Source organism: Streptomonospora litoralis, assembly GCF_004323735.1.
GTDB lineage: Bacteria > Actinomycetota > Actinomycetes > Streptosporangiales > Streptosporangiaceae > Streptomonospora > Streptomonospora litoralis.
Genome location: NZ_CP036455.1, coordinates 309,254 through 335,221, shown reverse-complemented (window position 1 = coordinate 335,221; position 25,968 = coordinate 309,254). Strand labels below are relative to the sequence as shown.

General features: G+C 72.5%; 22 protein-coding genes. 9 read left to right on the top strand and 13 right to left on the bottom strand.

The window, feature by feature from the left end; translation table 11 throughout:
• The first annotated feature begins 103 nt into the window (after positions 1-103).
• From EKD16_RS01540 to EKD16_RS01530, 3 genes are all read left to right on the top strand, one after another.
• A complete protein-coding gene (locus EKD16_RS01540) occupies positions 104-1,015 on the top strand; it encodes a hypothetical protein (RefSeq protein WP_131096730.1) in 912 nt (303 codons plus the stop codon).
• Between the two features lie 685 nt (positions 1,016-1,700).
• On the top strand, positions 1,701-1,904 hold the full coding sequence (gene bldC, locus EKD16_RS01535; RefSeq protein WP_131096729.1) for a developmental transcriptional regulator BldC: 204 nt from the start codon (positions 1,701-1,703) through the stop codon (positions 1,902-1,904).
• A gap of 358 nt (positions 1,905-2,262) precedes the next feature.
• On the top strand, positions 2,263-3,543 hold the full coding sequence (locus EKD16_RS01530; RefSeq protein ID WP_131096728.1) for an ROK family transcriptional regulator: 1,281 nt from the start codon (positions 2,263-2,265) through the stop codon (positions 3,541-3,543).
• A 176-nt stretch (positions 3,544-3,719) separates the two neighbouring features.
• Here the strand turns inward: EKD16_RS01530 and EKD16_RS01525 are convergent, their stop codons facing one another.
• Together EKD16_RS01525 and EKD16_RS01520 are read right to left on the bottom strand one after the other, a co-directional pair.
• Positions 3,720-6,041: a xyloglucanase gene (locus EKD16_RS01525; protein ID WP_394347334.1), complete on the bottom strand. Its 2,322-nt coding sequence runs from the start codon at positions 6,039-6,041 to the stop codon at positions 3,720-3,722.
• Between the two features lie 486 nt (positions 6,042-6,527).
• Entirely contained in the window at positions 6,528-6,887 is a 360-nt protein-coding gene (locus EKD16_RS01520; protein WP_131096726.1) for a YkvA family protein, read from the bottom strand.
• Positions 6,888-7,067: 180 nt separating this feature from the next.
• Between EKD16_RS01520 and EKD16_RS01515 the strand changes: the two genes are divergently transcribed.
• The 4 genes from EKD16_RS01515 to EKD16_RS01500 all read left to right on the top strand — a co-directional run bounded on the left by EKD16_RS01515 (position 7,068) and on the right by EKD16_RS01500 (position 10,806).
• Positions 7,068-7,967, top strand: coding sequence for an N-acetylmuramoyl-L-alanine amidase (locus EKD16_RS01515; protein ID WP_131096725.1), 900 nt, complete (start codon positions 7,068-7,070; stop codon positions 7,965-7,967).
• A 45-nt stretch (positions 7,968-8,012) separates the two neighbouring features.
• Positions 8,013-8,588, top strand: coding sequence for a hypothetical protein (locus tag EKD16_RS01510; protein ID WP_131096724.1), 576 nt, complete (start codon positions 8,013-8,015; stop codon positions 8,586-8,588).
• Between the two features lie 193 nt (positions 8,589-8,781).
• Positions 8,782-9,537, top strand: a complete 756-nt coding sequence (locus EKD16_RS01505; RefSeq protein ID WP_131096723.1) for a DivIVA domain-containing protein — start codon at positions 8,782-8,784, stop codon at positions 9,535-9,537.
• Positions 9,538-9,789: 252 nt separating this feature from the next.
• On the top strand, positions 9,790-10,806 hold the full coding sequence (locus tag EKD16_RS01500; protein WP_242677191.1) for a M48 family metallopeptidase: 1,017 nt from the start codon (positions 9,790-9,792) through the stop codon (positions 10,804-10,806).
• Positions 10,807-10,846: 40 nt separating this feature from the next.
• Here EKD16_RS01500 and EKD16_RS01495 read toward each other — a convergent pair whose 3' ends face one another.
• Entirely contained in the window at positions 10,847-11,479 is a 633-nt protein-coding gene (locus EKD16_RS01495) for a TetR/AcrR family transcriptional regulator (RefSeq protein WP_131096722.1), read from the bottom strand.
• A gap of 481 nt (positions 11,480-11,960) precedes the next feature.
• Here EKD16_RS01495 and EKD16_RS01490 point away from each other — a divergent pair, with 481 nt between their 5' ends.
• Entirely contained in the window at positions 11,961-12,233 is a 273-nt protein-coding gene (locus EKD16_RS01490) for a DUF6504 family protein (protein WP_131096721.1), read from the top strand.
• Positions 12,234-12,800: 567 nt separating this feature from the next.
• On the opposite strand, the gene EKD16_RS01485 is transcribed toward EKD16_RS01490, so the two are convergent.
• Positions 12,801-13,109: a hypothetical protein gene (locus tag EKD16_RS01485; protein WP_131096720.1), complete on the bottom strand. Its 309-nt coding sequence runs from the start codon at positions 13,107-13,109 to the stop codon at positions 12,801-12,803.
• A 434-nt stretch (positions 13,110-13,543) separates the two neighbouring features.
• Between EKD16_RS01485 and EKD16_RS01480 the strand changes: the two genes are divergently transcribed.
• Complete coding sequence (locus EKD16_RS01480) at positions 13,544-13,864, top strand: hypothetical protein (protein ID WP_131096719.1); 321 nt, start codon at positions 13,544-13,546, stop codon at positions 13,862-13,864.
• Between the two features lie 295 nt (positions 13,865-14,159).
• On the opposite strand, the gene EKD16_RS01475 is transcribed toward EKD16_RS01480, so the two are convergent.
• From EKD16_RS01475 to EKD16_RS01435, 9 genes are all read right to left on the bottom strand, one after another.
• Positions 14,160-14,630 carry an NUDIX hydrolase gene (locus EKD16_RS01475; protein ID WP_131096718.1) on the bottom strand — a complete coding sequence of 157 codons (471 nt, stop codon included), beginning with the start codon at positions 14,628-14,630 and terminating at the stop codon, positions 14,160-14,162.
• A 43-nt stretch (positions 14,631-14,673) separates the two neighbouring features.
• Complete coding sequence (locus EKD16_RS01470) at positions 14,674-15,312, bottom strand: class I SAM-dependent methyltransferase (protein ID WP_131096717.1); 639 nt, start codon at positions 15,310-15,312, stop codon at positions 14,674-14,676.
• 114 nt (positions 15,313-15,426) lie between these two features.
• Positions 15,427-15,798 carry an STAS domain-containing protein gene (locus tag EKD16_RS01465; protein WP_131096716.1) on the bottom strand — a complete coding sequence of 124 codons (372 nt, stop codon included), beginning with the start codon at positions 15,796-15,798 and terminating at the stop codon, positions 15,427-15,429.
• A 309-nt stretch (positions 15,799-16,107) separates the two neighbouring features.
• A complete protein-coding gene (meaB, locus tag EKD16_RS01460) occupies positions 16,108-17,208 on the bottom strand; it encodes a methylmalonyl Co-A mutase-associated GTPase MeaB (RefSeq protein WP_131096715.1) in 1,101 nt (366 codons plus the stop codon).
• A gap of 37 nt (positions 17,209-17,245) precedes the next feature.
• Positions 17,246-19,474 (bottom strand): methylmalonyl-CoA mutase, encoded by a 2,229-nt coding sequence (gene scpA / locus EKD16_RS01455; protein ID WP_131096714.1) that lies wholly within the window; start codon positions 19,472-19,474, stop codon positions 17,246-17,248.
• A 238-nt stretch (positions 19,475-19,712) separates the two neighbouring features.
• Positions 19,713-21,620, bottom strand: coding sequence for a methylmalonyl-CoA mutase subunit beta (locus EKD16_RS01450; RefSeq protein ID WP_131096713.1), 1,908 nt, complete (start codon positions 21,618-21,620; stop codon positions 19,713-19,715).
• Positions 21,621-21,866: 246 nt separating this feature from the next.
• Entirely contained in the window at positions 21,867-23,459 is a 1,593-nt protein-coding gene (locus EKD16_RS01445) for a hypothetical protein (RefSeq protein ID WP_131096712.1), read from the bottom strand.
• Between the two features lie 149 nt (positions 23,460-23,608).
• Positions 23,609-24,238 (bottom strand): YigZ family protein, encoded by a 630-nt coding sequence (locus EKD16_RS01440; protein WP_131096711.1) that lies wholly within the window; start codon positions 24,236-24,238, stop codon positions 23,609-23,611.
• Between the two features lie 51 nt (positions 24,239-24,289).
• The gene (locus EKD16_RS01435; protein ID WP_131096710.1) at positions 24,290-25,852 is read right to left on the bottom strand and encodes an SLC13 family permease; all 1,563 of its coding nucleotides are present in this window, start codon (positions 25,850-25,852) and stop codon (positions 24,290-24,292) included.
• Positions 25,853-25,968 lie beyond the last annotated feature (116 nt).

Sequence of the window (25,968 nt, the reverse complement as noted above, 5' to 3'; positions counted from 1 at the left end):
GTCCGCGGGGTTCGATCGGAGGCGATTACCCGATCCGGTGCCGACGGCCGCCGGCACCGGGCACTCGCGTGCCGCCGACCGGGATCTGTGCCACGATGCGTGCGTGCTGCCGTACACCGCCTATCTACGCGTCTACCAGCCGCTCGTCGCGTTCTCCAACCGCGAAAAGGCCTACTGGAGGGCTTACGCCGCGTCGTCGCGGCGGCCCCGGCGACGCGACGCGGTGTCGGCCGAGCACGCCGAAAGCCTGCGCCGCCTGATGGCCACCCCGCCCATTCCCGTCCCCGAACGCGAGAGCGGCGACGCCTACGTGCGCCGCCAGGGCGGCGAGGTCTACGTCTGCCCCTGGCAGACCCGGTTGCGGTCATGGCTCGGGCTGCGCGACTTTCGCGCCGAAACCCCTGCGCGGTTGAGTCCCGCTTTCCTGCCGGAGACGGTCGCGACCGCGGCCGAAGCGCGCTTCGAGACCTGGCGCGAGCGCGGCGAGCCGATGCGCACGCAGATCCTGACGAGCACCTGGACCGTTCCGCTGGCCTGGTTCGCGCCCTTCGACGCCGAGGAGCGCTGCCTCGTCCTGGGCGACGAGGAGGAGCCGGCACACGCCTCCGGGCAGGAGGCCCCGGCCGGCGGTCGGCTGCGCCACCCGAGCGAGGGCCGGGAAGCCCCGCCGCGGACGCTGCTGTACGTCGCGCCGATGGCCGAGGCGCGCCGCCGCCTGGAGCGCGCTGTGGGCCTGCTGCGGGAGCACGTGGGCGAGAGCGAGGCGCTGTCGTCGGCCGAGCGCCTGGACGACTGGCTGGCCGGGGTGGCCCACCCCCGCGCCCTGCTGGAGCTCGACTACGCCGGTCTGGTGGACCTGCTCGACGACGGGCGGCTGCGCGAGGACCACTCGGTGGCTGAGGTGTCGGCCGCGCTCACCGGTCTGGAGACCGGCCAGGAGGAGTTGGCGACCGCCATGTACCAGCGGGTGACCCGCCGCTGGAAAGAGATCCAGGCTCTCGAACACGCCAACTGAGGGTCACGGTTTCACCACCCCGCCGCGGGGCGGCCGCGTGCTGTCCGCGCTCGTCCGCCACGCCGACCGCCAACCTGGCGGCCAGGTTTCTCACTCAGCGCGGTCGTTCTAACGCGTTCTGACAGGCGGATATGTCCGGACGAGCGTCACAGTTGGCATCAACTTTGTCGAAAATGGGCATACCAGTCCATAGAGATCGACATAGACTGTGTCGAGACGGTCACCGAACGCACTCTGCGTAACCGGGAAGCCGGGCCACGCCGAGGATGCACGTGACACAGGAGAGCCGTCGATGAGACAAGACACGTACCTCGTCCGCGCCGCCCGCAGCCGTGAAAGACCTGGCCAGGACTTGAGTGACGGTTCCCGCAGCAGACCGGCGAACGGGTTTCAGGCCGACCGTCTGTAGCACTTCCGGTTCACCGGATCGAGAAAAACAGGGCCGGAGAACGAAGTTTTGACCGAATACGCCACATGCCACTAAACGTGTCGCTAGAATCACTCAGCGTGACGCGACCCATGGGCGGCTTTGCGACCTCCCATCCGACAAAGTCGCGGTAAGTGGTCGCGTAATCACCTCGGGTGATGCCAATATAGACCTACGAGGGCAATATTGGACATCCGGGCCAAGTGCCAGGATAAGGCTCAGGATCGGCACACAGATCCAGGAGGAGAGGCCGTACACATGTCGACTCGCACGCCCGAGGCGGAGCCCCTGTTGACCCCTGCCGAGGTCGCCACCATGTTCCGCGTGGACCCCAAGACCGTCACACGCTGGGCTAAGGCGGGCAAGCTGACCTCGATTCGGACCCTGGGTGGCCACCGCCGCTACCGCGAGACCGAGGTCCGCGCTCTGCTGGGCGGTATCCCCAGCCAGCGCACGGAGTGATCTCCCCCGGCTTGTGCCGTATCCGGGGGGATCGACCGGGGAGCGCACGGTTCCTCGATCAGTGAGGGCGGGCCGCGCCGCGGCCCGCCCTTCCGCATGCCGGGAACCGCCGGCGAGGCACCCACCGGGAACTACCTGACAGCCGCCACTCCGCTCCCAGGCCCCGGAAAGCCCACCCCCGGGGGGCCGGTCCGCGAAACGCCCGCGTCTTCCCTGCTGTGCGGGGTGGGCAGCTTTGCCGCAGAGCGGAAGGTGTCGGTATGTTCGCGGATGAACCGGCGGCCACCGATCCGAGCCGCCGCACCAGGCACGGATCGCGCCCGGCCCGCGGGCCCGTGGACGCCGGGAGGGAGGCGACATGCGGGACATGCGCGTCGGCCCCACCGGCTTCCACGACGTCCGCGAAGCCAACCTGGGTACGGTGCTGCGGGCCGTGCGCACGCTGGCTCCCTGCTCCCGCGCCGCCGTGGCCGCCGCCACGGGGCTGAACAAGACCACCGTCTCCAGCCTCGTCGCCGACCTCATCGCGCGCGGTCTGCTGTGCGAGACCGGAGAGTCCGCCGAGCGCCGCGTAGGGCGGCCGGGCGTGATGCTCGCGCTGGACGGCCTCACCATCGCCGCGATCGGGATCGAGGTCAACGTCGACTACCTGTCGGTGGTCGCCGTGGACCTGCTGGAGCGCGACCTGCTCACCAGGCACATCGCCTTCGACGCGCGCTCCGCCGGTGCCGACGCGTGCGCGCACCGCATCGCGGACGCCGTGCGGGCGGTCGTGGCCGACCCCGCCCTGAGCCACCGCAGCGTCATCGGACTGAGCGTGGCGGTGCCGGGGCTCGTCGACTCCCCCGGCGGGATCGTCACGCGAGCACCCAACCTCGCCTGGCGCGGGACCCCCCTGCGCAGTCTGCTGGAGGAACTGCTGCACGACGCGGCACCGTCACCGATCCCGGTCCTCGTCGACAACGACGCCAACCTCGGCGCGGTGGCCGAGTACCGCGGCGGCCACCTGGCCCGCACCGGCGACCTCGTCTACATCACCGGCGAAGTGGGAATCGGCGCGGGCCTGCTGATGAACGGCGAACTGCTGCGCGGTTCGGCCGGATTCGCCGGCGAGATCGGCCACGTGCGCATGGTCGAGGACGGCCCCGCCTGCGGTTGCGGTCGCCGCGGCTGCCTGGAGGCGCTGGCCGGAATCGAGTCGATCCTGCGGGCGGCCCTGCCCGACCGCTTCCCCGCGGGCGCGCTTACCCGCGCCGACCTCGCCGACCTGGTGGAGACCGCCGTCGACCGCGCCGCCGCAGAGGAGCCCACCGCCGTCGAGGCTCTGCACACGGCGGGCACCTGGCTGGGGCGGGGTGCGGCGATGCTGGTCAACCTGGTCAACCCGGCCGCGGTGGTGCTCGGCGGCTATTTCGTACCGCTGGCGCCGTGGCTGCTGCCCTCCTGCCGCTCGGGGGTACGCGAGCTGGCCTTCGCGCCGGACGCGGGGGGCTGCTTCGTCGAGACCTCGTCCCTGGGCTTGAGCGCGGCTGCGCGGGGCGGAGCGGTGGCGATGGTCGACGCCCTGGAGAGCGGGCGGCTGCCGCTCCCCCCGCGGCAGGTTGACGGTGTCGCCGCGGCCGACGAAGGGGCCTCCTAGGTCGTGGTTGAGAACGCCGGTCTGCTGTGCGGCCTTGTTGTCTACCGGGTGGATCGGTGGTCTAAAGCGGCGCCGAGGACGGCGGGGGCTTGGCCCGTGCCCAACGGGCCGGCGGACCGGCGGCGGGGCGCGCGAGCGGGAAGGCCCGCCGCCCGCCGCCGGTTTGCTGTCGGCTGTCAGCGCCGCCAGTAGGGCTGGACGTCGCCGTAGACGATGCCGCGGCCGTTGGTGGACACGTAGACCCGCCCGTAGACATCGGGGTCGCCGGTGATGGCGGCTCCGGTCCAGCCCCATTGGTGCTGGTCGTCGTTGACGCGGATCCAGCTCGACCCGCCGTCGTCGGACCGGAAGATCCCGCGCGTGCCGTTGATCTCGGCGCTCGTGTAGATCGCCGGGTAGTCCGAGCCGGGCTTGGCCTTGCCGAACCCGACGGTGTCGGCCTGGTCCACGTCGGCGACGCGCTCGAAGGTGGCGCCGGAGTCGGTCGAGTGCCACAGTCCGTAGGCGCCGCCCTCGCTGCCCCCGGCCAGCCAGACGTCGCCCGCACGGCCGGGGACGGCGGCGAAACGGACGCTGCTCTGCGGCAGCCCTCGGGCGGCGGACTCCTGGAAGGTCGCCCCGCCGTCGGTGCTGACGTAGAAGGCCCCGTCGGCATGGGCGTAGAAGACGTCCGGGTCGGCGCGGTCGGCCTGTACGCGCGCGCCCGCGGGAACGCCCGAGGACGCCGACCAGGAGGCCGCGGAGTCGGTGGAGACCTGCACTCCTGCCCCCTCGGTGCTCCACACGATCGCCGAACCGTCGGCCGCCATGGCCACGGTGCCCGCTCCCGTAACGCCGGAGGGCTCCTCGCCGGGCCGCCAAGAGGCGCCTCCGTCGGAGGACACGGCGATGTGGGAGACGGATGCGTCGTCGTCGTTGCGGCCCACCCGCACGAACCGCTGCGCCGCCGACTCGGCGAAGTCCAGCGAAGTGACCGTGCCGTGGAAGGGGCCGGTATGCATCAGGTCGGGGACCTCGGACAGGTCCTCGTGGCGGAATCCGCCGATGTCGCCCAGCGCCGAGACCAGCGGGGTGTCGCCGGGCGGTGCGGCGAGGTCGTTGACGGCGGTCTCCTCGATACCGCGGGCCATCGGCTCGATGGTGACCGTCTCGTCGGAGTCCCAGTCGGTCAGGTCCCGCGTGCCGTAGAGGGTGGCGCCGGTGCCGTACATCAGCCGGTCGGAGTCGAACGGGTCGATCTCCATCGCCTGGGTCATCCAGCCGAGCTTGGGCGAGGTGACGGGAGGCTGCGGATCGTTGCCGAAGGTCAGCCACGGGGAGTCGGAGATGTCCATCTCGTAGCGGTTGATCCGCTCGGGGTAGGCGCCGTAGCGCCACGCTTGCGTCCAGTTCTCGCCGCCGTCCGTGGTCCGGTAGATCTGGATGTCGGGCCACCAGGAGATCTGCGTGCTGACCATCAGGGTGCCGGGGTTCTGCCGGTCGATGGTCAGCCCGCCGTAGCCGAAGTGGTTGTCGGCCGAGTCGGACGGAACCGGGCTGATGTTCGTCCACTCGCCGGTCGCGGTGTCGAACTTCCACACGTCGCCGCTGCCGCCGCTGTAGGGGCCGCCGGTGTCGCTGGTGGAGATGTAGAGCCGGCCGTTCTCGTGGTCGAACACGCCCTCGATGGCCAGGTGGCCCTCGGGCTGGCCGGGGATGCGCTCCCAACTCTGTCCGCCGTCGGTGCTGCGGTAGACGGTGTTCTGCTTGTCCATCACGCCGACGTAGATGTCTTGGGTGCGCTCGCCCCGGGACGCGCTGCTCCGGTCGAAGGCGATCCAGCCGACTCCCTGGTTGTCGCTGTTGAGGCCAGATGAGTCGTCCGGGTCCATGGCGTAGTCGCCGGGGTTGGGGAAGGACGCCACCTCCGACCACGTCTGCCCGTGGTCGGTGCTGCGCCACAGCCCGTGGCCGCTGGGGGCGCCCAGGTAGAGCACGCTGTTGTCGTTGGGGTCGACGGAGAGCCGCTCGATGCCGCGGCCGGGCATGTTCCCACCCAGCTTGAACGGCAACTCGGTCACCTCCCAGGTCTCGCCGCGGTCGGCGGAGCGCAGGATGGCGCCGTTGTTCGGGTCCCAGTCGTTGGTGTAGGTGCCCACGGCGGCGTAGACCCGGTCGGGGTCGACCGGGTCGGTGGCCAGTCCGGCCACCCCGGTCCAGCCCCAGTCGTCCCAGCCGACCCAGTCGAGCAGCGGGCTCCACTTCTGCTGCGCCTCGTCCCAGCGGTAGGCGCCGCCGATGTCGGTGCGGGCGTAAGCCAGGCCCGGTTCGGACTGGTTGAAGACGATGCCGGGGATGAAGCCGCCGCCCTCGATCTGCACGTTGTGCCACTCGTTGGCGCGCTGCCACTGGCCGTTCCAATCGGCCGAGGCGGGATCGGCCGTGGCGGCGGTTCCGGTCAGCGACGCCGCTGCGATCAGAGCGGCCGCCGCTGCGGCCCCCGGGCGGGGTGAGCGCAGGGTCGGGCGGTCGAAGGGCCGCAAGGGGGTGAACGCGCTGCGCGTGCGCGGGGGAGAGGCGAGACGGCGGGAGGGGCGGGATGCCGAGGTCACGTGGGGCTCCTTGCGGTGGGGGATGGCCCGCTCGCGCGACGGCGCCGGTGAGGCGGCGGGGAGTCGTCGAACCGCTTCGATTCCGTTTCGACGGATGACCTTTCCGGGTGAGGGGGAGGGCAGTGGTGCCGACGCGTGCGGGCGGAGCGTCGCGGTTAGTTTGCGGAGAAACACACGACCGCGTCAACACCCGGAAAGCGCCCGATTTCACAGCGTGTGCGGAGCACGCGGCGTTCTGGGACGTCAGAGGGGCCGATCAAGGCGCGGATCGGCGCGGCATGCACCCCGGGGGTGGCGGGCGGCAGACGAGCGAGCCCGCTCCGCGGCGGAGCGGGCTCGCTCGATCGGCTTCCGCGGCAGGGCGGGGCGGGCGGTACGGCCGCGGTCGGCCGCTCAGCCGACGACGCGGCCCTGCACGTGGCCCTCGCGCTGCTCCCAGTGCAGGAAGCGCTCGGTCTCGCCCATCAGGCTGGTGGCGAGCCAGACCGCGACACCGACGTCGTCGGCCAGGCCCAGCAGCGGCACGAACAGTTCGGGAACCAGGTCGATGGGAGAGGCGACGTAGGCGACCGCCAGGAGGAACATCAGCAGCCGCGGAACGGTGAGGCCGTCGTAACGGCCGCGCAGGCGCGACCCCAGCATGCGCGGAAGCGCGGCGACGCGCTCCCCCACCCCCGGCGTGCCGGGCCGGTTGCTGTGCTGCACGGCCTGCCACGCCGCGGCCCCGGCGGCGGCGCGATTGCTCTTGCGCATTGACTTCACCTCGGCATCGGTGTGGCTGGGCGATCCGGCCGGCGCGGACGGGCCGCGCGCGGTCGGGATCGGATCACCGCACTACTCACGATATGACGCGTCAGCCGCGGCAAAAGTTCCGCAGAGCGGCTAGGTTGGTGATCCGCCCCCACCGCCGACGCAAGGACCCCCTGAGCCATCATGCGCATGAAAACCGCCGTAGCGGGGACGACGCCGCGATTCGCCCCGTTCGCCGCGGCGGCCGTCCTCGCCCTCTCCGGATGCGCGGCGGCCACCGGGAGCAGCACACCCGCCCCGTCGGCCGCTCCCCCACCCGGTTCCCCCGGCTCCACGGCCGCCGACAACCGCGGCTCCGCCGACGGACCCGGCGGCACACCCGGCGCGTCGGAACCCGCCGGGCCGCTGGAAGGCGCCACCGTGGTCGTCGACCCGGGCCACAACGGCGGCAACGCCGATGCGCCCGACCGCATCAGCGAATCCGTGGACGCGGGCCACGGGCGAAAAGCGTGCGACACGGTGGGCGCGGAGACCGACACCGGCTACACCGAGCACGCGTTCAACTGGGACGTCGCCAAGCGGCTGCGCAGCCACCTGGAGGAGCGGGGCGCCGAGGTGGTGCTCACCCGCGAGGACGACGAGAGCGTCGGGCCGTGCATCACCGAGCGCGCCGAGATCGGCAACGAGGCCCGCGCCGACGCCGCGATCTCCATCCACGCCGACGGCGGTCCGCCCAGCGGCCGCGGTTTCCATGTCATCGCGCCCGGCGAACTGGACGGCTACACCGACGACATCGCGGAACCCTCCCACCGCCTGGCCGTGGACCTGCGCGCGGAGTTCGAGGAGGGCACCGGCCGCCCGCGGGCCGACTACATCGCCGAGGACGGTCTGGACCTGCGCACGGACCTGGGCGGACTCAACCTCTCCGATGTGCCCAAGGTCTTCCTGGAGGCCGGCAACATGCGCAACAGCGCCGATGCCGCGAAGCTGACGGACCCCGAATGGCGGGAGAGTGCCGCCGAATCCATCGCCGCGGGCATCAGCCGGTTCCTGCGGGACGAACAGGGCGGGCACGACGGGTAGGGACCCCGGTGTCCTGCTTGAGGGGGTCTGCAGGATACTGGCGCGATGACGGATTCATCCCCCACACCCGAGGCGTCGCGGGACGCCGCCGACGCCCCGCTGGAGTTCGACGTCGTGCTGCGCGGCTACGACCGCAGCCAGGTGGAGACCCTGCTGGAGGCTGTGCTGCGGACCATCGCCGAACCCGCCTCCCCGCACGCGGTCACCCTCGACGAGGCCCGCAGCCTGGCCTCCTTCGACGTCGTGCTGCGCGGTTACGACCGCACCCAGGTACACGCGGCCTGCGAGCGGCTGCTGGAGCGGCTCGCGGCGGCCCGGAGCACGGAAGGCGCGGCGCCGCAGCGCGCCGAGCAGGCGGAGCCGGAGTTCGCCTTCGACCGCGTCCTGCGCGGCTACGACTCCCGCGACACGGCGGAGCTCGTCGAATCCGGCGTCGCGGCGATACGTGCGCTGCGCAGCGGGAGCGCCGACGCGGCGGCGGCCCGCACCGCTGCCGCCGAACTGCGCCGCGGGCGCGACGCGCTGCCCAAGACGCTGCGCGGGTTCGACCGCGGGCAGGTGGACGCCGCCGTCGATGCGCTGTGCACCGAACTGGAGGGCGGCCCTCCCGCCGCCGGCTGACCGCCCGCGGCCGCGGCCCCGACGCAACCCGGTGCGCACACAGCGCTTTGACCTGCTTCTCCTCCGTATGCGGCGCGCCACGGGCGCTCCGGCGCGCCGCGCCCGCCCCACCGCGCGGCCGCCGCGGGCCCGACCTGGGCGAAGTCCCGCGGGCCCTGCTCGTGCACCGCCCGGGAATCGGCACAATGTACCCATGCCTCTGACACCGGCTGACATCCGAAGCAAGCAGTTCAACACGGTGCGCCTGCGCGCCGGATACAACGAGGACGACGTCGACGTCCTGCTCGACCGGGTCGAGGCCACGCTCGTGGGCCTCCAGGGGGGACCGCGCTCCGGGCCGCCCATAACCGCCGAGGAGGTCGAGGGCGCCAAGTTCCGGACCACGCGGCTGAGCCCGGGTTACGACGAGGAGGAAGTCGACCACTTCCTCGACGTGGTCGCCGCCGATCTCCGGGCGCACGGGCTTGTCCGCCCCTCCGAGGCCGCGTGGCCCGAGACCGCCCGCCCGCTCCAAGCGCCGCAGGCCCCGCGCAACCCGCGGCACCATCCCGGCGAGGCGGCGCCCGGCCCTCCCCCTCCGCCTCCGAATCCGATGGGACCGCCTCCGGTGCCGACGGGGCCGCCTCCCGCACCGTCCGAGCCGCCGCCCTCGGCACGGGGCGGACGGCCGGCACTGCGCCCCGAGGACATCCGCAACCAGCAGTTCTCCACGACCCGGCTCACCACGGGCTACAACGAGGAGGAGGTCGACGCGTTCCTCGACAGCGCAGAGACCACGCTGGAGGCGCTGCTGCACGGCCACTCCGAGCGCGCACCGCTGACCGCCGCCCAGGTGGACCGGGTCCAGTTCTCCACCACGCGTGCCCGGCCCGGTTACGACCCCGCCCAAGTCGACGCGTTCCTCGATTTCCTCGCCCAGGAGTTCCGGCACTACGAAGAGGCCCGATAGGCCGCGGGCCGGGGTGCGGGAGTACGGCGGCCGCCGAACCGCCGTGCTCCCGCACATCGGCCGGACGGGACGCGCAGCCGTTCCGCCGCGAGCAGCCGCACGATTCCCCACGAAGCGGACCACCCGCAAGATCCGCTCCTGCGGACACGCTCAAATTGCTTCAACCACGATCCGATACGGAAAGTAATATGCGATAACTTGGCGTGCAGGCGCGTGTCGCAGCAGGCACGGCGTACGGGGGAGGGCAGCACCATGACGCAGAAGGCGGCCTCCGACGGCGGTCAGCACCGCATGCCACCACCGCGGACGGCCACGCGGGCGGTGCCGCCGCGTTCGGCGCGCACGCGCACCCCGGCACCGCTCTCCCGCCGGCAGCAGCCTCGCGCGCTCCGGGCCGCGCCCGCTGCGTCTCACCGCGCTCCCACTCGCCCCGTCACGCACGCCGCGGGATCGGTCCCCCGCCTCGGCGGCGGGCCGCCGACCGAACCCCCGCCGGTCTGCCGCCATCCCTGGGAGTGGCCTCTCACCGCGGCCGCGCTGCTGGTGACCGCGGTCGTACTCGCCGCAGCCGGCCACACGCTGTCGACCGCCGAGGGCGCCGCGCTATGGGGGGCCGGAATCCTCTTCGCGGGCGTTCCGGGCACCTGCTGGGCGGCAAGCGGTCTGCTGCAAGCTCGCCAGCGCGCGCACTCGGTGCGGATATCCCCGACGCAGTTCCCCGAAGCGGAGCACGCCATCCGCCGACTGAGCGCGCAGATGGGCCTGGAATGCACCCCCGAAGCCTACGTGTGTCAGGACGGGGGGCGGCTGCGTTCCTGGGCGGGTAGCCACGGCCCGCGCCGCTACATCGTGGTCTCCAGCGACCTGTTCGAGATCGGCGGCCGGTTGCGCGACCCCGACGCGCTGCGCTTCGTCGTCGCCCACCAACTCGGTCATATCGCCGCCGGCCACACGTCCTTCTGGCTGCGCACCGGCACGGCGGCGGGCCGGCTGGTTCCGGTGCTGGGCTCCTCCCTCTCCCGCGCGAGGGAGTACACCGCCGACAACTACGCGCACGCGCACTGCCCCGAGGGCGCTCATGCGATCCGCCTGCTCGTCGGCGGGAAGCACCTCTACGCACAGGTGAACATGAGCGAGATGGCCGAGCGCGCCCGCACCGACCGGGGGCCCTTCCTGTTCCTGTACAACCTGCTCTCCAGCCGCCCCGCGAGCACCCGGCGCATGGCCGCCATCCGCGACCGCACCCGCGCGGGCCGCGTGTTCCTGTGAGTTCCCGCGGCGGAGGCCGGTATGCCGACCCGCACGGGTACTACCCGGCCGCCGCCTCGGGCCGCAGCCCGGCCAGGAAGAGGTCGGCGAAATAGGTGCCGACCTGCGTTCCGGTGAGTTCGCCGTCGGCGTGGTACCAGGTGCTGAGGTGGTGGACCGCGCCGAAGTACTGGGTGACGGCGATGTCGGCCGGCACGTCGGTGCGGAACACGCCCTGGCTCTGCCCCTCTTCGATCATCGCGCGGAAGCGCTCGTGGTACTGGCGGCGCTCCTTGCGTACGGCGGTCTGCCGGTCCGCGGAGAGCATGTGCAGCGACCGGAAGAAGATCCGCGTGTCGTCGAGGTTGTCCACAGTGGTGTGTACGACGTCGACCGCCGCCTCGCGCAGCCGGTCGCGCACCGGGCCCTCCGCCGCGGCGAAGCCGTTCAGCCGCTGCATCTGCATAGACAGCACACGCTGGTAGATCGCGTACAGCAGGTCGTCCTTGGAGGTGAAGTAGTGGTACATGGCTCCCTTGGTCACCCCGGCCGCGGCGACCAACTCCTGCACGGAGGTCCGTTCGAAGCCGTGCTCGGCGAAGAGCCGCGTCGCGACCGAGAGCAGCCGGTCGGGAACCGCGAGGCTGCGATCGGGTGCGGTCTCCGACCGCTGTAGGCCGTCCGTGTTCTGCATGCGTCTTCCCGTCTTCCGGTCTGCCGCGTCGTGAAGCCGGTTCCAGCATAGACATACCAATCGGTCGGTCGCTCGCCGCCCGAGCGAACAGGCGCCGTCGCCGACGCACGGCACGGGGCGCGACACGCCGAAGGATTACACCTTCCGGGAACCGGCCGCCGCGGCGAAACCCCGGCACAGCGGGCGTTCGCCGCGCACGCGACCGCACTCGCGCCAGACCGCACACCCGCGGGCGGGACAGCAGCACCTCTAAGGTGGACGGAGAATTCACCGGCCGTCCGGCGGACCTGAAACCGCGGCGCTGATCGGAGACGCGGGCGCATGCGCGGACCGAGCGGCCCGAGCAGTACGGAACCGCGGCGTTGCAACTCGCACCGGGCGGGAGCCCGCCGGAGTCGCCGCATCACTCCAGCGGCAGGTCGGCTCGGCGACACGGCATACCCCCGTGCAAATTCGAACACTTGTTCGATACGATGGCCGGGTGAGTCTCTACAACGAACGGATCGACGTAAGCTCCACCATCGGCGGCCACCCGGCGTTCTTCGCCTGGCGCGACCGCACCTACCGCGTCCGGCGCATCATCGGCAACTGGGGCCCGCCGGACGCGCCCGCGCGCCCGGGCGTCCAGGCCACCGCCACCGACGTGCGGCTTGTCCGCGTGGCCGCGGAGTCGCCCGAGGGTGAGCTCAGCATCGCCGACATCACCTGCGACGGCACCACCGGCGACTGGACCATGCGCCGCCTGTGGGGCTAAGCCCCGTTCAAGAACGCCGGCCCGCTGTGCGGTCCTGTTGGTCTGCCGGGTGCGGGGTGGCCTTCAGAGGAAAGCGGCGGCGAGGACGCCGGTGAGTTGCGCCTGCGGTCACCGCGCCGGGTGCTCGCCGACGGCGGGCGACGGAGGGAAGTACGGGTGCTGGTCGCGTGCGGCGGCGACCCGGCGCCGATATGTCCGATCTGCCGGGCTGGCGATGGTCTGGCTCCGGTGGCGCTCACCGAGCGCGCGCGGATTTGGTGATTTCCGCGCGTTGGACGAGCACAGCCGCGTTCCCCCCGAAGAGCGCGCTGCCGCCTCCGCCCCGGCCCGTCGCCCCCGTCAGGCGCGCTACCGGCGGGCACCCGGCCCGACAACCGCGGGCTCGGCCGCCCATTGGAGCCGGACCAACCCAGCACTTCTTTTGACCAGGGCCAGAGAAGCCCTGTTGGGTCGTCGGGGCCGTCGGGACGCGAGAGCACCCCGATGGAAACGGGGCGGTGCGAGAGCACGGCGACCCACCGTTGCACTCCCGGGCGGGGCGAAAGCCGGACTTCTCAGTTCATGCCCTCAAACCTCCAGTTCGGTCTGCCCCCGCCCCACCCGGATGTCGCGCCCGTCGGCCCGTTTTCGACAGCGGCGGCAGGTGACCGGTCCGTTCGACGGACGCAACCGCAGAGGGTCGGCAGCGACGCGGCACACCACCACGGGCACGCGCACGCCCACCCACATCGTCTCCTCGACGGCGTGCACCACCGAGGAGCCGCCGATGGTCGCCCGCCCGCCCGCGAGTTCGCGGCGGCGGCGCTTCAGGACCGCGGCCAGGTGCTCGACGTCTGCGCCGGAGTCCTCCGGCTCCTCGTTCGCTGCGGCGCTCATGGTTCCAGCATTCCCCAAGGCCGGGGCGCAAGCCGAGCCGACGGCCGCCGGCAATGGGGGCGGCGCGCATCGGCGACCAGGCGCCGCCGACCGGCGTCGATCTACTCCGGAACCGCCTGGCAAGCGACGAACCAGGCGCGCGGCGCCGACGGCGGGCGCCAGGGCAGGGAGCCCCCGGGCCGCGCCTCCCCGCACCGAGTCGCCCACCCGGCCACCAGGTGGTCTATGAGATGCCGGAGCCGCTGCACCGACGACCGCCCACCTTCACGCTCCTGAGCTGCACCGATGCGGTCGGCGCGGAGGAGTTCACGCCCCAGAGCCGGTCGGCTTCGGATCCGGCTCAGTCCGCATCCGGCCAGGTTCCACATCCAACATCGCTTCGTGGTGGAGAATAAACAACCGGTAATAACCACTGCTCACGCTCTGGAGAGCACATGACTGACTCACGCCGGATCGGCGTCACGCGCCGTTGGGGCGCCGTCCTCGTCCTCGCACTGGGAGCGACCTTGCTCGCTCCCTCCCCGGCCTCCGCCAACGTACTGGACTGCGACACCTACACCGACGGACACTACGGAAGCGCCACCTGCCACAACCCCAGCAACACCACCCGCACCTTCCGCGCGGTGGTCATCTGCGGATGGTGGCCGGACGCCTACGGCCCCTGGGTGTCTGTCGCCCCCCACCAGAAGGGCGTTTCCAGCGCCACGTGCGGTGGCGGCAGCGGGGCAGGCGCGGTCGGGGTCGACCAGCGCTGAACCTGGCTCCGACCACCGCGCCCAGCCGAGCGGAGCTGCCGCGGAGCACCTGACCGGCGACATCGCCGAGTCCGGCCACGTTCGCGGTTCTGATTCCGATCCCTTGGCGCGATCGGCACCGCAAGAACGGCCCTCGGCGGGCATCTGCTCGCCGAGGGCCTCCGGCCTGCTGGCCGCAATCGTCGCTCGGCCGGTTTCAGGCCGCTGGTGCCTGCGGGCTCCCCGGCTGAAGCCGCCCGAGGGGCTCCTTCGCAGCCCGCAGCCGGTGCGAAGACCTCCCCCGACATCACAGCCGCTACGGTTCCGCGAAATAGGCGGCCCCCTCCTCGCGGGCGCGGCCGATGCGGCGCATGATCCGCTCGTTCATGGCCGGCAGGCGGTCGGGGGCGAACCAGCGGGCCTCCAGGGACTCCTCGTCGACCGGTCGCGGCTCCCCGCCCACGGGGCGGCAGCGGAAGGTGACGTCCAAAAACTGCACCCGGTCGCCGTTGCGGTAGGTGAACGGGGGTTCGGTGACCACGCCGGCGATGCGCTCGGGGACCACGTCGACGCCGGTCTCCTCGGCGACCTCGCGCACGAGCGCGGCGGCGGGCTGCTCGCCGGGTTCCAGGATGCCGCCGGGTGTGCTCCAGCTGCCGTCCTCCGCGCGCCGGTGCAGCAGGATCTCCCCCGTCTCCGCGATGACCACAGCCGTGACGCCGGTGAGGAAGAGCAACTCGTGTCCCACGTGCTTGCGCAGGTCGAGGATGAACTCGGGTGTGGCCATGGCTTCGAGCCTACCCAGCCCGATGCCGCGCCCGCCCGCCGCTTCAGCCGGTGACCGGGCGCACGTACACCAGCGAGTAGCGCCAGAACAGCAGCCGCCGCACCCGGGCGCCGGGCAGCACGTCCTCGGCCTCTTTGCGGATTTCGCGCAGGCTCATCTGCGGTTCGCGCAGAGGGGCGGGCGTGCGCAGGCCGGAGGAGGGACTGCGGACTCCGGTGGCGGCGCGGGCGGCGCGCAGTCCGGCGCCGATCGCCCACTCCGGCGGCAGAGCAGCCGCGCTCGCCGCGTAGTCGGCCAGGGTCGCCTCGCGGTAGAGGCCGAGAACCGCCAGCACGCCGCCGGGCGCCAGGCCGTGGGCCAGGGCGCGCACCGGCTCGGCGAAGCGCATGTGGTGAAGGCTGGCGACGGCCGAGACGAAGTCGTAGGCGCCGGCGACGATGCCGTAGTCGGCCAGCGCGGCCCGAGCGTAGTGGACGCCCAGCCGCCGGGGTGTGCGCTCACGCGCCTGCTCGATCATGGCGGTCTCGGGGTCGATGGCCTCGACCCGGGCGCATCGCGCGGTGAGGCGCCGGGCGAAGCGGCCCGTCCCGCATCCGACGTCCAGCGCGCGCACGCAGTGGTCGGGCACGAGGCGCAGCAGATAGTCGTGGTAGTGGACGTTGTGGTTCCACGCGAGATCCACGGGATGCTCCGAGCGCGCAGCGGCTGGTCCGGATCGCGGTATGCCGCGGCGCCCCGCGGATCTGCCGGGCGCCGCGGCCACCGCGACATGGCGGCCATGGGGCTGGAGGAGGACTCAGCCCGCCTGCTGCTTGCTCTCCAGCAGCTCCATGGCGTTGACCGCCGCCGAAACGGAGTTGTGGACCGGAACCTGCCGGTGCAGGCCGACGAGGCGGACGACCTTGGTCACCCGCTCGTTCGGTGCGGCCAGAGCGAGGCTGCCGCCGTGCTCCTTCACGGAGCGGTAGGCGTTGATGACGACGTTCAGACCGCTGGAGTCCATGAACTCCAGCCCGGTCAGGTCGAGGATCAACCACGGCCCGTGCTTGTCGATCGCGGACAGGACATGCTCGTGGAGGTCGTCGGCGGTCGCGATGTCGAGGTCGCCCTCGACGCTCACGATCACGCTGTGGTTCTCGACCCGGGTACTCAGCCCAAGCCTGTGCACGTTCACTCCTCCCAGCCCCACGTCGATGAGGGGTCCCCTTGCCACCCTACGGAAAACAGCGGATTTCGGTAGGGGTCCTTCCGCGTTCCCTTGCGGCGGCGGCCACGGCGGACGAGCCACCTGCACGGCCGGCGCCGACGAGCGGAACCACTGAGGGCCGGTCACTGCTCCCGTAAGTCTGTGACCACATACGGTATTAGCCCCGACGCCCGGCGGGAATGCCGTCGCGGAAGTATTTTCTCCACATAAACGGCAATCCAGACCAAGCGCCATCGTGTCCTGTTTCACACTCCACGTCCAACGCCGTGATCACGGGGTCCGCGGAGGATGTGATGAATCGCGCGCGTCGTCCGATACGGCGCCTCCACCGGTGGGGCGGACGGTGCGGCTGTCCTCCGGGAGGCCCCCACCCTCCTCGTCTGCCGCGCTGCCGGTGAACTCGGCGAGGATGCGCTCGGCCGCCAGCGTGGCGGTCAGTTCGCCCGCGCGGACCCCGTCCTCCAGGCGGGGGGTGTCCTCGCGTACCCGGGGATGCGCCAGCAGGCTGTCCATCAGCCGGTCGCGCACCTGCGCCCACATCCAGTCGACCCGCTGGCGGCTGCGGCGCTCGCCGAACTCGCCGGCCTCCTCCAGCGCACTCCGGTGGTCGCGGATGGCCTGCCAGAAGTCGTCGAGGCCGTCGCCGGTGATTCCGCTGCAGGTCAGCACCGGCGGACGCCAAGCCGGATGCACCGGCTGGAGCAGCCGCAGCGCGCGGGAGAGCTCACGCGCGGCCTTGCGGGCATCGGCCTCGTGCGGACCGTCGGCCTTGTTCACCGCGACCAGGTCGACCAGCTCCAGCACGCCCTTCTTGATCCCCTGCAGCTGGTCACCGGTTCGCGCCAGAGTGAGGAAGCAGAAGCAGTCGACCATGTTGGCGACGGCGACCTCCGACTGGCCCACGCCCACGGTTTCGACCAGCACGACGTCGAAGCCCGCCGCCTCCATCAGCACCATGGTTTCGCGTGTGGCCCGGGCGACCCCGCCCAGCGTGCCCGCCGTCGGCGAGGGGCGGACGAACGCAGCGGGATCGACCGAGAGCCGACCCATACGGGTCTTGTCGCCGAGGATGCTGCCGCCGGTACGCGTGGAGGAGGGGTCGACCGCCAGGACCGCGACCCGGTGGCCCCGCCCGGTCAACCTGGTCCCCAGATTGTCGATGAACGTCGACTTGCCCACTCCCGGCACGCCGGTGATGCCCACGCGGTGCGCGTCGCCGGCATGCGGCAGCAACCGCACGAGGAGCCGCTGAGCCTGTTCGGCGTGGTCGGCCCGGCGGGACTCCACAAGTGTGATGGCCCGGGCGAGCGTCGGGCGGTGCCCGGCCAGGACCCCTTCGGCATAGGCGTCGACGTCGATCGAACGGCTCATCGGATTCCCGCAGCGTGCGATGAAGGCCGGACCACGGTCACGTGCGGTGGCCGAGTTCGGATTCCAGGCTGGTGAGCAGGCCGAGCGCGGCCTCGGCGATGACCGTGCCCGGCGGGAAGATCGCCGCCGCTCCGGCCTCGTAGAGTGCGTCGAAGTCGTCCGGCGGGACCACACCGCCCACGACCACCATGATGTCGGAGCGGTCCAGCGCGGCGAGCTCGGACCGCAGCGCGGGCACCAGGGTCAGGTGGCCGGCCGCCAGCGACGAGACGCCGATGAGGTGCACGTCGGACTCGGCGGCCTGGGCGGCGACCTCGGCCGGGGTCTGGAACAGCGGACCCACGTCCACGTCGAAGCCGAGGTCGGCGAACGCGGTGGCGATCACCTTCTGCCCGCGGTCGTGGCCGTCCTGGCCCATCTTGGCCACCAGGATGCGCGGCCGGCGGCCCTCGTTCTCCTCGAAAGCGCGCACGCGTTCGCCGACGGCGGTCATGGCGGCCTCGGCGTCGGCCGAAGACCCGGCTTCCTCGCGGTACACACCCTGGATGGTACGGACCTGCCCGGCGTGGCGGTCGAACACCCGCTCCATAGCCGCGGAGATCTCGCCGACGGTGGCCTTGGCCCGGGCCGCGTCGACGGCGGCGGCGAGCAGGTTGTTCCGCAGACTCGCGCCGCCCGACTCGGCGGCGGCCGCCGCGCTGAGGCGCTCCAGCGCGTCGCGTACGGCCGCGTCGTCGCGCTCGGCGCGCAGCCGCTCCAGCTTCTCCAGCTGCTCGGCGCGCACCCGGCTGTTGTCCACCCGCAGCACGTCGATCTGGTCGGCCTCCTCGGGCCGGTACTTGTTCACGCCGATGACGGGCTGGCGGCCGGAGTCGATGCGCGCCTGGGTCCGGGCCGCGGCCTCCTCGATGCGCATCTTGGGGATTCCGGCGTCGATGGCCGCCGCCATGCCCCCGGCCCGCTCGACCTCGTCGAGGTGCGCGCGGGCCCGCTCGGCGAGATCGGCGGTGAGGCGCTCGACGTAGTGGCTGCCGCCCCAGGGGTCGATGACCCGCGTCGTGCCCGACTCCTGCTGCAGCACCAGCTGGGTGTTGCGGGCGATGCGCGCGGAGAAGTCGCTGGGCAGCGCCAGCGCCTCGTCCAGCGCGTTGGTATGCAGCGACTGGGTGTGGCCCTGGGTGGCGGCCATCGCCTCGACGCAGGTGCGCGCCACGTTGTTGAACACGTCCTGGGCGGTCAGCGACCACCCCGACGTCTGGGAGTGGGTGCGCAGCGACATCGACTTGGGGTCCTGCGGACCGAAGGAGCCCACGAGGTCCGCCCACAGCAGCCGCGCCGCGCGCAGCTTGGCGACCTCCATGAAGAAGTTCATGCCGATCGCCCAGAAGAACGACAGCCGCGGGGCGAACGCGTCGACGTCCAGCCCCGCGCGCCGCCCGGCGCGGATGTACTCGATGCCGTCGGCCAGCGTGTAGGCGAGTTCGAGGTCGGCGGTGGCCCCGGCTTCCTGCATGTGGTAGCCGGAGATCGAGATGGAGTTGAACCGCGGCATGCGCTGCGAGGTGTAGGCGAAGATGTCGGAGATGATCCGCATCGAGGGCTGCGGCGGGTAGATGTAGGTGTTGCGGACCATGAACTCCTTGAGGATGTCGTTCTGGATGGTGCCGGCGAGCTGCTCGGGCGCCACCCCCTGCTCCTCGGCGGCGACGATGTAGAGCGCCATCACCGGCAGCACGGCGCCGTTCATGGTCATGGACACGCTCATGCCCTCCAGCGGGATGCCGTCGAAGAGCTGGCGCATGTCGTAGATGGAGTCGATGGCCACGCCCGCCATGCCGACGTCGCCCGCGACGCGCGGGTGGTCGGAGTCGTAGCCGCGGTGGGTGGCCAGGTCGAAGGCGACCGACAGCCCCTTCTGGCCGGCGGCGAGGTTGCGCCGGTAGAAGGCGTTGGACTCCTGGGCCGTGGAGAATCCGGCGTACTGGCGGATGGTCCAGGGCCGGCTGACGTACATGGTCGAGTAGGGGCCGCGCAGGTAGGGGGCGATGCCGGGATAGTGCCCCTCCAGGCCGAGCCCCGCACGGTCGGCCGGAGTGTAGAGGGGTTTGACGCCGATGCCCTCGGGAGTCTCCCAGGACAGCGCGTCCGGCCCCTTGCCGGTGGCCTCCTCGACCGCGCGCGCCCACGCGGCTGCGTCGGCGCCGGTGCCGGTATCCGCCGCCGGCCCGTCAGGCCCGGGCCCGACGCGGCTGAAGTCGGGAATCACAGGGACCCTCCCAAGACGTCGTGCATGTTCGCGGACACCGCCGACGCACCGCCGCCTCCCCCGCAGCGGCCGGACCCGGACTCGGCGGCTGTCGAACCGCCGCCCGCAGCCGCCGCTGCGGCGGCGCCGAAAGGGCGGATGCCGCCCGCGTCTCCGGCGGCGCCGCGCCCACCGCCGCGGGCACCGGCGGGTGCGCGCCCGTGGACGGCGAGCACGCGGCCGCTGCTCGCCGCGGCGCTCATCGGCCTACCCCCAGCACGTCGTGCAGGCCGGCGAGCAGGCCGAGCGCGTCGCACCCGGCGAAGCAGAAGTCGTCGACGGCCGCGCCTTCGGACACGGCGGCGGGCCTGCCCGCCAGCAGCACGCGCTCGGCGCCCGCATCCTTGAGCGCCGCGGCGGTGTCGGCGGCGTGCTCGGCGTAGACCTTGTCGCTGCCGCACAGGCAGGCGACGCGGGCGCCGCTCGCGCTGAAGGCGGCGACGGCCTCCTCGGCGCCGCCGGCGGACTCGCCGCCCGCGGCCTCGATGCCGCCGACCCGCAGCAGGTTCCCGGCGAACGCGGCCCGCGCGGTGTGCGTGGCGACCGGTCCCAGAGTGGCCAGGAACACCCGCGGCCGCGCGCCTGTGGCGGCCCGGTGCGCGTCGGAACGGTCGCGCAACTCCTCGAAGTCCTGGGCGTAGCGGCGGCGCGGCAGCGCCGACGCGGCGCTTGCGGCGGTCGGCAGCGGTTCGCGCTCGATCGGCTCTTCGTCCAGGTCGGGGAACTCGGTGACACCGGTGATCGGGTCCCGGCGATGCGCGATCGCGTCGCGGCGCCGCTGCCACACCTCATCCAGTTCGGCGGCGAGCATCCCGCCCGACACCGCATCGGCCATGCCGCCCGCGGCCTCCAGCCGCTGGAAGAACGCCCAACCGGCGCCGTAGAGGTCGGCGGTCAGCCGCTCGACGTAGAACGAGCCGCCCGCCGGGTCGACGACCCGGGCCAAGTGCGCCTCCTCGACCAGCAGCGCCTGGGTGTTGCGGGCGATGCGCCGGGCGAAGTCGTCGGGCAGGCCGAGGGCGTGGTCGAAGGGGAGCACGGTCACGGCGTCGGCGCCGCCGACGCCCGCGGCGAAGCAGGCCAGGGTGCTGCGGACCATGTTCACGTGCGGGTCGCGGCGGGTGGCCATGGCCGCCGAGGTGACCGCGTGCTGGCGCATGGGCGGGCGATCGGCCGCCTCCAGGCCGCACGCCTGGAGCACGCGGTTCCACATGGCCCGCGCCGCGCGCAGCTTGGCGATGGTCGCGAACTGGTCGGCGCTCGCGGCGAAGCGGAACTCGATGCGCCGCGCGGCGTCGGCCAGGCCGGTCCCGGCGCCGGCCAGCGCCCGCAGGTAGGCGACGCCCGCCGCCATGGCGGCGCCGAGCTCCTGGGCCGGGGAGCCGCCGGCCTCGTGGCAGCAGGCGGCGTCGGCGGTGAACAGCCGCAGCCCGGGGTGGCGGGAAGCGGCCTCGACGGCGAAGCGCGCCGCCCCCTCGGCGTCGACGGGCTCGCCGGTGCGCGCGGCGGTGGTCAGCGGGTCGATGCCCAACCCGCCTGCGAGCGCGCTGTCGGGCGGTTCCCGATCGCTCCAGGCGCTCAGCAGCTCGCGCGCGGCGGCCTCGTAGTCGGCGCCGGCCTCCAGCGTGACGGGGGCGAGGTCGAGGTGGACGTCGGCCAGCACCTCGCCTATGCCGCCGGTGGGGATGCCGGCGTCGCCGCAGACCAGCCACAGGGCGCCGACGCCGCCCATCAGGTCCGCGGAGACGGCCTGCCGCGCGCGCTCGGGCCGCGGGTCGCGGTGCTGCTGGCGGACCTCCCATCCCTCGATGACGGCGCCCTGCGGGCGGCCGCCGCGGGTGAAGGGGGCGGCGCCGGGGAATCCGGAGTCGATGTCGTCGCCGACCGTGTAGAGCGGCCCCAGTGTGATCCCGTCGTAGGTCGTGGTGGCCAGTGCCGCCTCAGGCGCAGGGGCGTCGGGATCGACCTCCGCCCCGGCCTTCCGCAGCACTTGGGCGACCAGTTCGCGCCACTGCTCGTAGGTGGCCCCGGGAAAGCCTGCCGCCGATTCGTGGTCGGCGGCGAGGTCCCCGTGCGCGGTCCGCGGACCGCTCTCCGGCGTCTCCATATACCGGATGGTAGGCAACATCACCATGGTCCGGCTAAAGCGGGTCGTGCATCTGTGGACAGCCCGATCAGAAACCGACCCCAGCCACAGCCGAGGACGGCCGGGACCCGCTTTCCGGCGGTTCGCGCCCGTATCCGCCGGAACCGGCCCACCGGTGGCCGGGCCCGGCGCGACAGTGCACCGTGCGCTCGGCGGCAATCCGGCGCACAGCGCTACGCGCGCCCGGACCTCTCCGGAAAGCAGCGCCTATCCCGTCGGGCTCGTCTCCTCGTCCGTGCCGGCGCCGTCGGCGGGCGGGAAGACGAAGCGCTGCCTGTCGCTGACGACGATGCTGTAACCCTGGCGGGTCGCGGCCTCGACATAGGCGCCGAGCCCTTCGGCGGCGACATCCTTGTCCTCGGCGTCCAGCACGATCTGCGCGGTGGTGTCGTCGGCACCGCGGGTGTCGCCGTAGATGTAGCCCTGGATGGCCAGTGCCGGCGAGATCGTGTGCTCGAACTCGTCCTCGAACGCCCAGCGGACCTCGCCCGCCGCGAGGTCGACGGCTATCAGCGAAACCTCGCCGGTGGCCTGCGGCAGCAGCAGGGTGCCGGTCGCCGGCTCGTAGAGGGCGCCGGGCAGCGGGGGCGGGGCGAACTCGTCGCCGCCCGGGTTGGCGCCCGGCTCGGCGAAGCTCCACAGCAGCTCACCGGTGTGCAGGTCGTGCAGCGAAAGCACCGAGGGCTCCTCGGGGACGCTCCACCGCACCAGCACGGCGGGGCGGGTCGGCTCTGCGGTATCCGCGCCGTCCCCCGGACCGGGGGACGCCTCGGTGCTCGCTTCGGTCTCCTGCCCGCCGCCGTCCTCGGCGACACCGCCCGCGCCGGGCGAGGGGGACGACGTCCGGGAAGGGGACCCGGCCGCGGGGGAATCGTCGTCCGCGCCGCCCGGCTCGGCCGCCTCCTCCACCGGCACGTCGTAGGTGCCGACGACCTCGGCGCGGGGCCGCTGCACGTCGGTGCCGCCGGCCAGGTCGGGGTCGTCTCCGGCGAAGCTCCACAGCAGCTCGCCGGTGCTGTCGGGACCGATCCCGCGGGCCTGGAGCAGCCCGGCGCCGTCGTCGAGCAGCAGTACGCCGTCGCGGGCCGCCACGGGCACCCCGCCGCGATCAGGGTCGGGCGTGGTGTCGGGGTCGGCAGGGGCGCCGTCGGACGGCTCGGCCGACGGTGACGCACCGGGACCGGCGGTGGCGTCGGCGCCGGGTGTGTCGTCGTCGGGGGCTTCGAAGGTGTAGTCCCAGAGCTCCTCGCCGCCGGGGGCGAGGACGGTGTAGTCGCCGTAGGGGTCGTCGGGGCTCCAGTCGGCGGGGCGGCGCACCACCGCGCCGCCGAGGAACGTCTCCCGGGGGCTCGACCCGCGCCACACCGTCTCGCCGTCGTCGCCGATCACCTCGGTGCCGCCGTCGGCGCCGTCGACGACGAGCACCTGGGAACCGTCGGCGTCGGCGCCGAAGCGCCGGATGTGGCGCTCGCCCCGCCACAGGGTCTCGCCGTCGGCCGCGCCCAGCAGCAGGTGCCGTTCCTCGCTGTTGGAGCTGATGAGGAACGACTCGCCGACGGAGGAGATCCGCACGCCCATCTCGTCGTCGAGGATGCCGGGCCCCTCGCCGCCGGGCCCGTGCAGGTGGCGCAGCGGCTCGGCGCCGATGCCGGGAGGGAGTTCGCCTCCGAAGGCCGTGGGCAGCGGCCGCGGCGACTCCTCCGGCCGGTCGGGCTCGTCGTCGGCGGTGCAGGCGGCACCCGCGACGAGCAGCGCCGCCCCGGCGGCCGCTGCCAGCGGCTTCCGTCGCCAGGTGCGCATAAGGCGGTGACTCCCTAGGACGACATCAGGTAACGGAATCCTAGAACGCCTGCGCCGCGCCGACACACTCGGAATCCGCCAGCGTTCCCGCGGGCCGGAGGCCGATGCGGCGACCGGGCTGCGCTCGGCCGGTGCGCGGGGCGGTCGCCTCACTCGGCACCGGGCTCCACCTCGATCGTGGTGCTGCCGCCGAGCCCGTATTCCGCCTTGCCGCCGGTGGCTTCGGCGAGCCAGTCGCCGAAGCCGTCGAGGGCGTGCTCGGCCACGGCCACGTCGATGGCCACGTCGGCGCCGTAGCGCACGTCCCGCACCCGGTAGGCGGACTCGCGCAGGTCGCTTTCCAGTTTCCCCGCGAGCAGGTAGTCGGCACCGACCGTCACGATCCGCAGCGTGCGCCGCTCCAGCTCGCCGACGTCGTCGAGCGCAGCGGCGACCGCGTTGCCGTAGGCGCGGATCAGACCGCCGGCCCCCAGTTTCACCCCGCCGAAGTAGCGGGTCACGACGGCCGCGGTGTCGGTGATCCCGCGATGGCGCAGCACTTCGAGCATCGGCACCCCCGCTGTGCCGGACGGTTCGCCGTCGTCGCCGGAGCGCTGCACCTCCCCTTCGGCGCCGAGCACGTAGGCGGTGCAGTTGTGCGCCGCGCCCCAGTGCATCCGCCGACGCTCGGCGATGAACCGGCGCGCCGCGTCCTCGTCCCCGACGCGCTGCAGGGCGCAGACGAATCGGGACTTCTTGATGAGCAGCTCGTACTCGCCGCCGTGTCTGATGGTTCGCATGGCCGCCTTCGATCGTAGAGCGGCGCCGCGAGCGCGGGACGCGCGGCCTCGTCAGCCGCCCATGGAGAACACCCAGTACGCGATGCCGTACATCGTCGCCATGATCAGCACGACCGAGATGATGTTCAGCCAGACCCCCGCGCGGACCATTTGGCCGATGCGGATGTAGCCGGAGCCGAACGCGATCGCGTTGGGCGGGGTGGCCACCGGCAGCATGAAGGCCAGAGAGGCGGCGAGCGCGGCGGGGACGACCAGCAGCATGATGTCCAGACCCAGCCCGACCGCGACGCCGGCGAGGACCGGGAGGAAGATGTTGGCCGTCGCTGTGTTGCTGGTCAGCTCGGTGAGCAGCAGCACCAGAGCGGCCACGATCAGCACGATCAGCCACGCCGGCACGGCGCTGAGCAGGCCCACCCGCTCACCGATCCAGTTGCTCAGTCCGGTCTCCTCGAACTGCACCGACAGCGCGATCCCGCCGCCGAACAGCAGCAGGATGCCCCAGGGCAGCTGCAGCGCGGTCGACCAGTCGAGTGCGGCCACGCCGGAGCGGCCCTTGACCGGGATCAGGAACAGGGCAACCGCGACCGTCATCGCGATCCCCGCGTCGGAGATGTCGGCCAGCCACGGCAGCGCGTCGGCGACGGCGGGGGTGTCGGCCAGGAACGGGATGCCGACCCACGACACGGCGGCGGCCACGAAGACGGCGAGCACCGTCCACTCGCCGCGCGACATCGGCCCCATCTCGCGGAGCTGATCGCGGATCAGCTCCCGGCCTCCGGGCAGCGTGCTGATTCCGGGCGGATAGACCAGGCGCGTCAGCACCAGCCAGGCCACGACCAAAAAGACCGCGGCCAGCGGCAGGCCCACCATCATCCACTGGCCGAAGCCGACCTCGATGCCGTGGGTCTGCGAGAGGTAGCCCGCCATGAACGCGTTGGGCGGAGTGCCGATGAGGGTGGAGACCGAGCCGATCGACGCGGAGTAGGCGATACCCAGCATCAGCGCGGTGGCGAAGTTGGCGTCGCCCTTGCCTTCGCCCAGCTGGTTGACCAGGCCGAGCACCGACAGGCCGATGGGCAGCATCATGACGGTGGTGGCGGTGTTGCTGACCCACATCGTGAGGAAGCCGGTGGCCAGCATGAACCCGGCGATCAGCATCACCGGGCTGGTGCCGACCGCCGAGACCACGACCAGCGCGATACGGCGGTGCAGATTCCACCGCTGCATCGCCATCGCCAGCATGAAGCCGCCCATGAACAGGAAGATGACGTCGTCGGCGTATGGCGCGGCGACGGCGGCGATGTCGGCCCCGATGAGGACGGGGAACAGGACGAGGGGCAGCAAAGCGGTCGCCGGAAGGGGAATGGCCTCGGTCATCCACCATGCGGCCATCAGTGTCGCGACGGCCGCGGTCACCTTGCCGGCGTGGTCCAGGGAGTCGGGGATGGCGAAGTAGACCGCCAGGGCCAGGACGATGCCCGCCGCGAGACCGATCCGCTTGCGCAGCAGGCCGGTGTCGGCCTCGGCGGTGTCGCCCGGAGAGGTCGCCGAGGTGCCGCCGGTCGACCCTCCGGTTGGAGCCGCGGTCGACCCGGGTTCACTTGGTGTCGCCATGGGAGTTCCTCGGATCCGTCACAAAGGTGTCGTGTGCCACACGGTCTCTACCTTTGTGCCCAGTCGTGAACCTTCCATCCGGTATCGAAGCGGCAACGAAGCGCATTCGCCGCCGC

Bases quoted from the DNA above. Each gene is read 5' to 3' on its own strand.
- bldC (WP_131096729.1), top strand. From the start codon at position 1,701: ATGTCGACTCGCACGCCCGAGGCGGAGCCCCTGTTGACCCCTGCCGAG.
- EKD16_RS01530 (WP_131096728.1), top strand. From the start codon at position 2,263: ATGCGGGACATGCGCGTCGGCCCCACCGGCTTCCACGACGTCCGCGAA.
- EKD16_RS01520 (WP_131096726.1), bottom strand. From the start codon at position 6,887: ATGCGCAAGAGCAATCGCGCCGCCGCCGGGGCCGCGGCGTGGCAGGCC.
- EKD16_RS01515 (WP_131096725.1), top strand. From the start codon at position 7,068: ATGCGCATGAAAACCGCCGTAGCGGGGACGACGCCGCGATTCGCCCCG.
- EKD16_RS01510 (WP_131096724.1), top strand. From the start codon at position 8,013: ATGACGGATTCATCCCCCACACCCGAGGCGTCGCGGGACGCCGCCGAC.
- EKD16_RS01505 (WP_131096723.1), top strand. From the start codon at position 8,782: ATGCCTCTGACACCGGCTGACATCCGAAGCAAGCAGTTCAACACGGTG.
- EKD16_RS01500 (WP_242677191.1), top strand. From the start codon at position 9,790: ATGACGCAGAAGGCGGCCTCCGACGGCGGTCAGCACCGCATGCCACCA.
- EKD16_RS01495 (WP_131096722.1), bottom strand. From the start codon at position 11,479: ATGCAGAACACGGACGGCCTACAGCGGTCGGAGACCGCACCCGATCGC.
- EKD16_RS01485 (WP_131096720.1), bottom strand. From the start codon at position 13,109: ATGAGCGCCGCAGCGAACGAGGAGCCGGAGGACTCCGGCGCAGACGTC.
- EKD16_RS01480 (WP_131096719.1), top strand. From the start codon at position 13,544: ATGACTGACTCACGCCGGATCGGCGTCACGCGCCGTTGGGGCGCCGTC.
- EKD16_RS01475 (WP_131096718.1), bottom strand. From the start codon at position 14,630: ATGGCCACACCCGAGTTCATCCTCGACCTGCGCAAGCACGTGGGACAC.
- meaB (WP_131096715.1), bottom strand. From the start codon at position 17,208: ATGAGCCGTTCGATCGACGTCGACGCCTATGCCGAAGGGGTCCTGGCC.
- EKD16_RS01450 (WP_131096713.1), bottom strand. From the start codon at position 21,620: ATGGAGACGCCGGAGAGCGGTCCGCGGACCGCGCACGGGGACCTCGCC.
- EKD16_RS01445 (WP_131096712.1), bottom strand. From the start codon at position 23,459: ATGCGCACCTGGCGACGGAAGCCGCTGGCAGCGGCCGCCGGGGCGGCG.
- EKD16_RS01440 (WP_131096711.1), bottom strand. From the start codon at position 24,238: ATGCGAACCATCAGACACGGCGGCGAGTACGAGCTGCTCATCAAGAAG.
- EKD16_RS01435 (WP_131096710.1), bottom strand. From the start codon at position 25,852: ATGGCGACACCAAGTGAACCCGGGTCGACCGCGGCTCCAACCGGAGGG.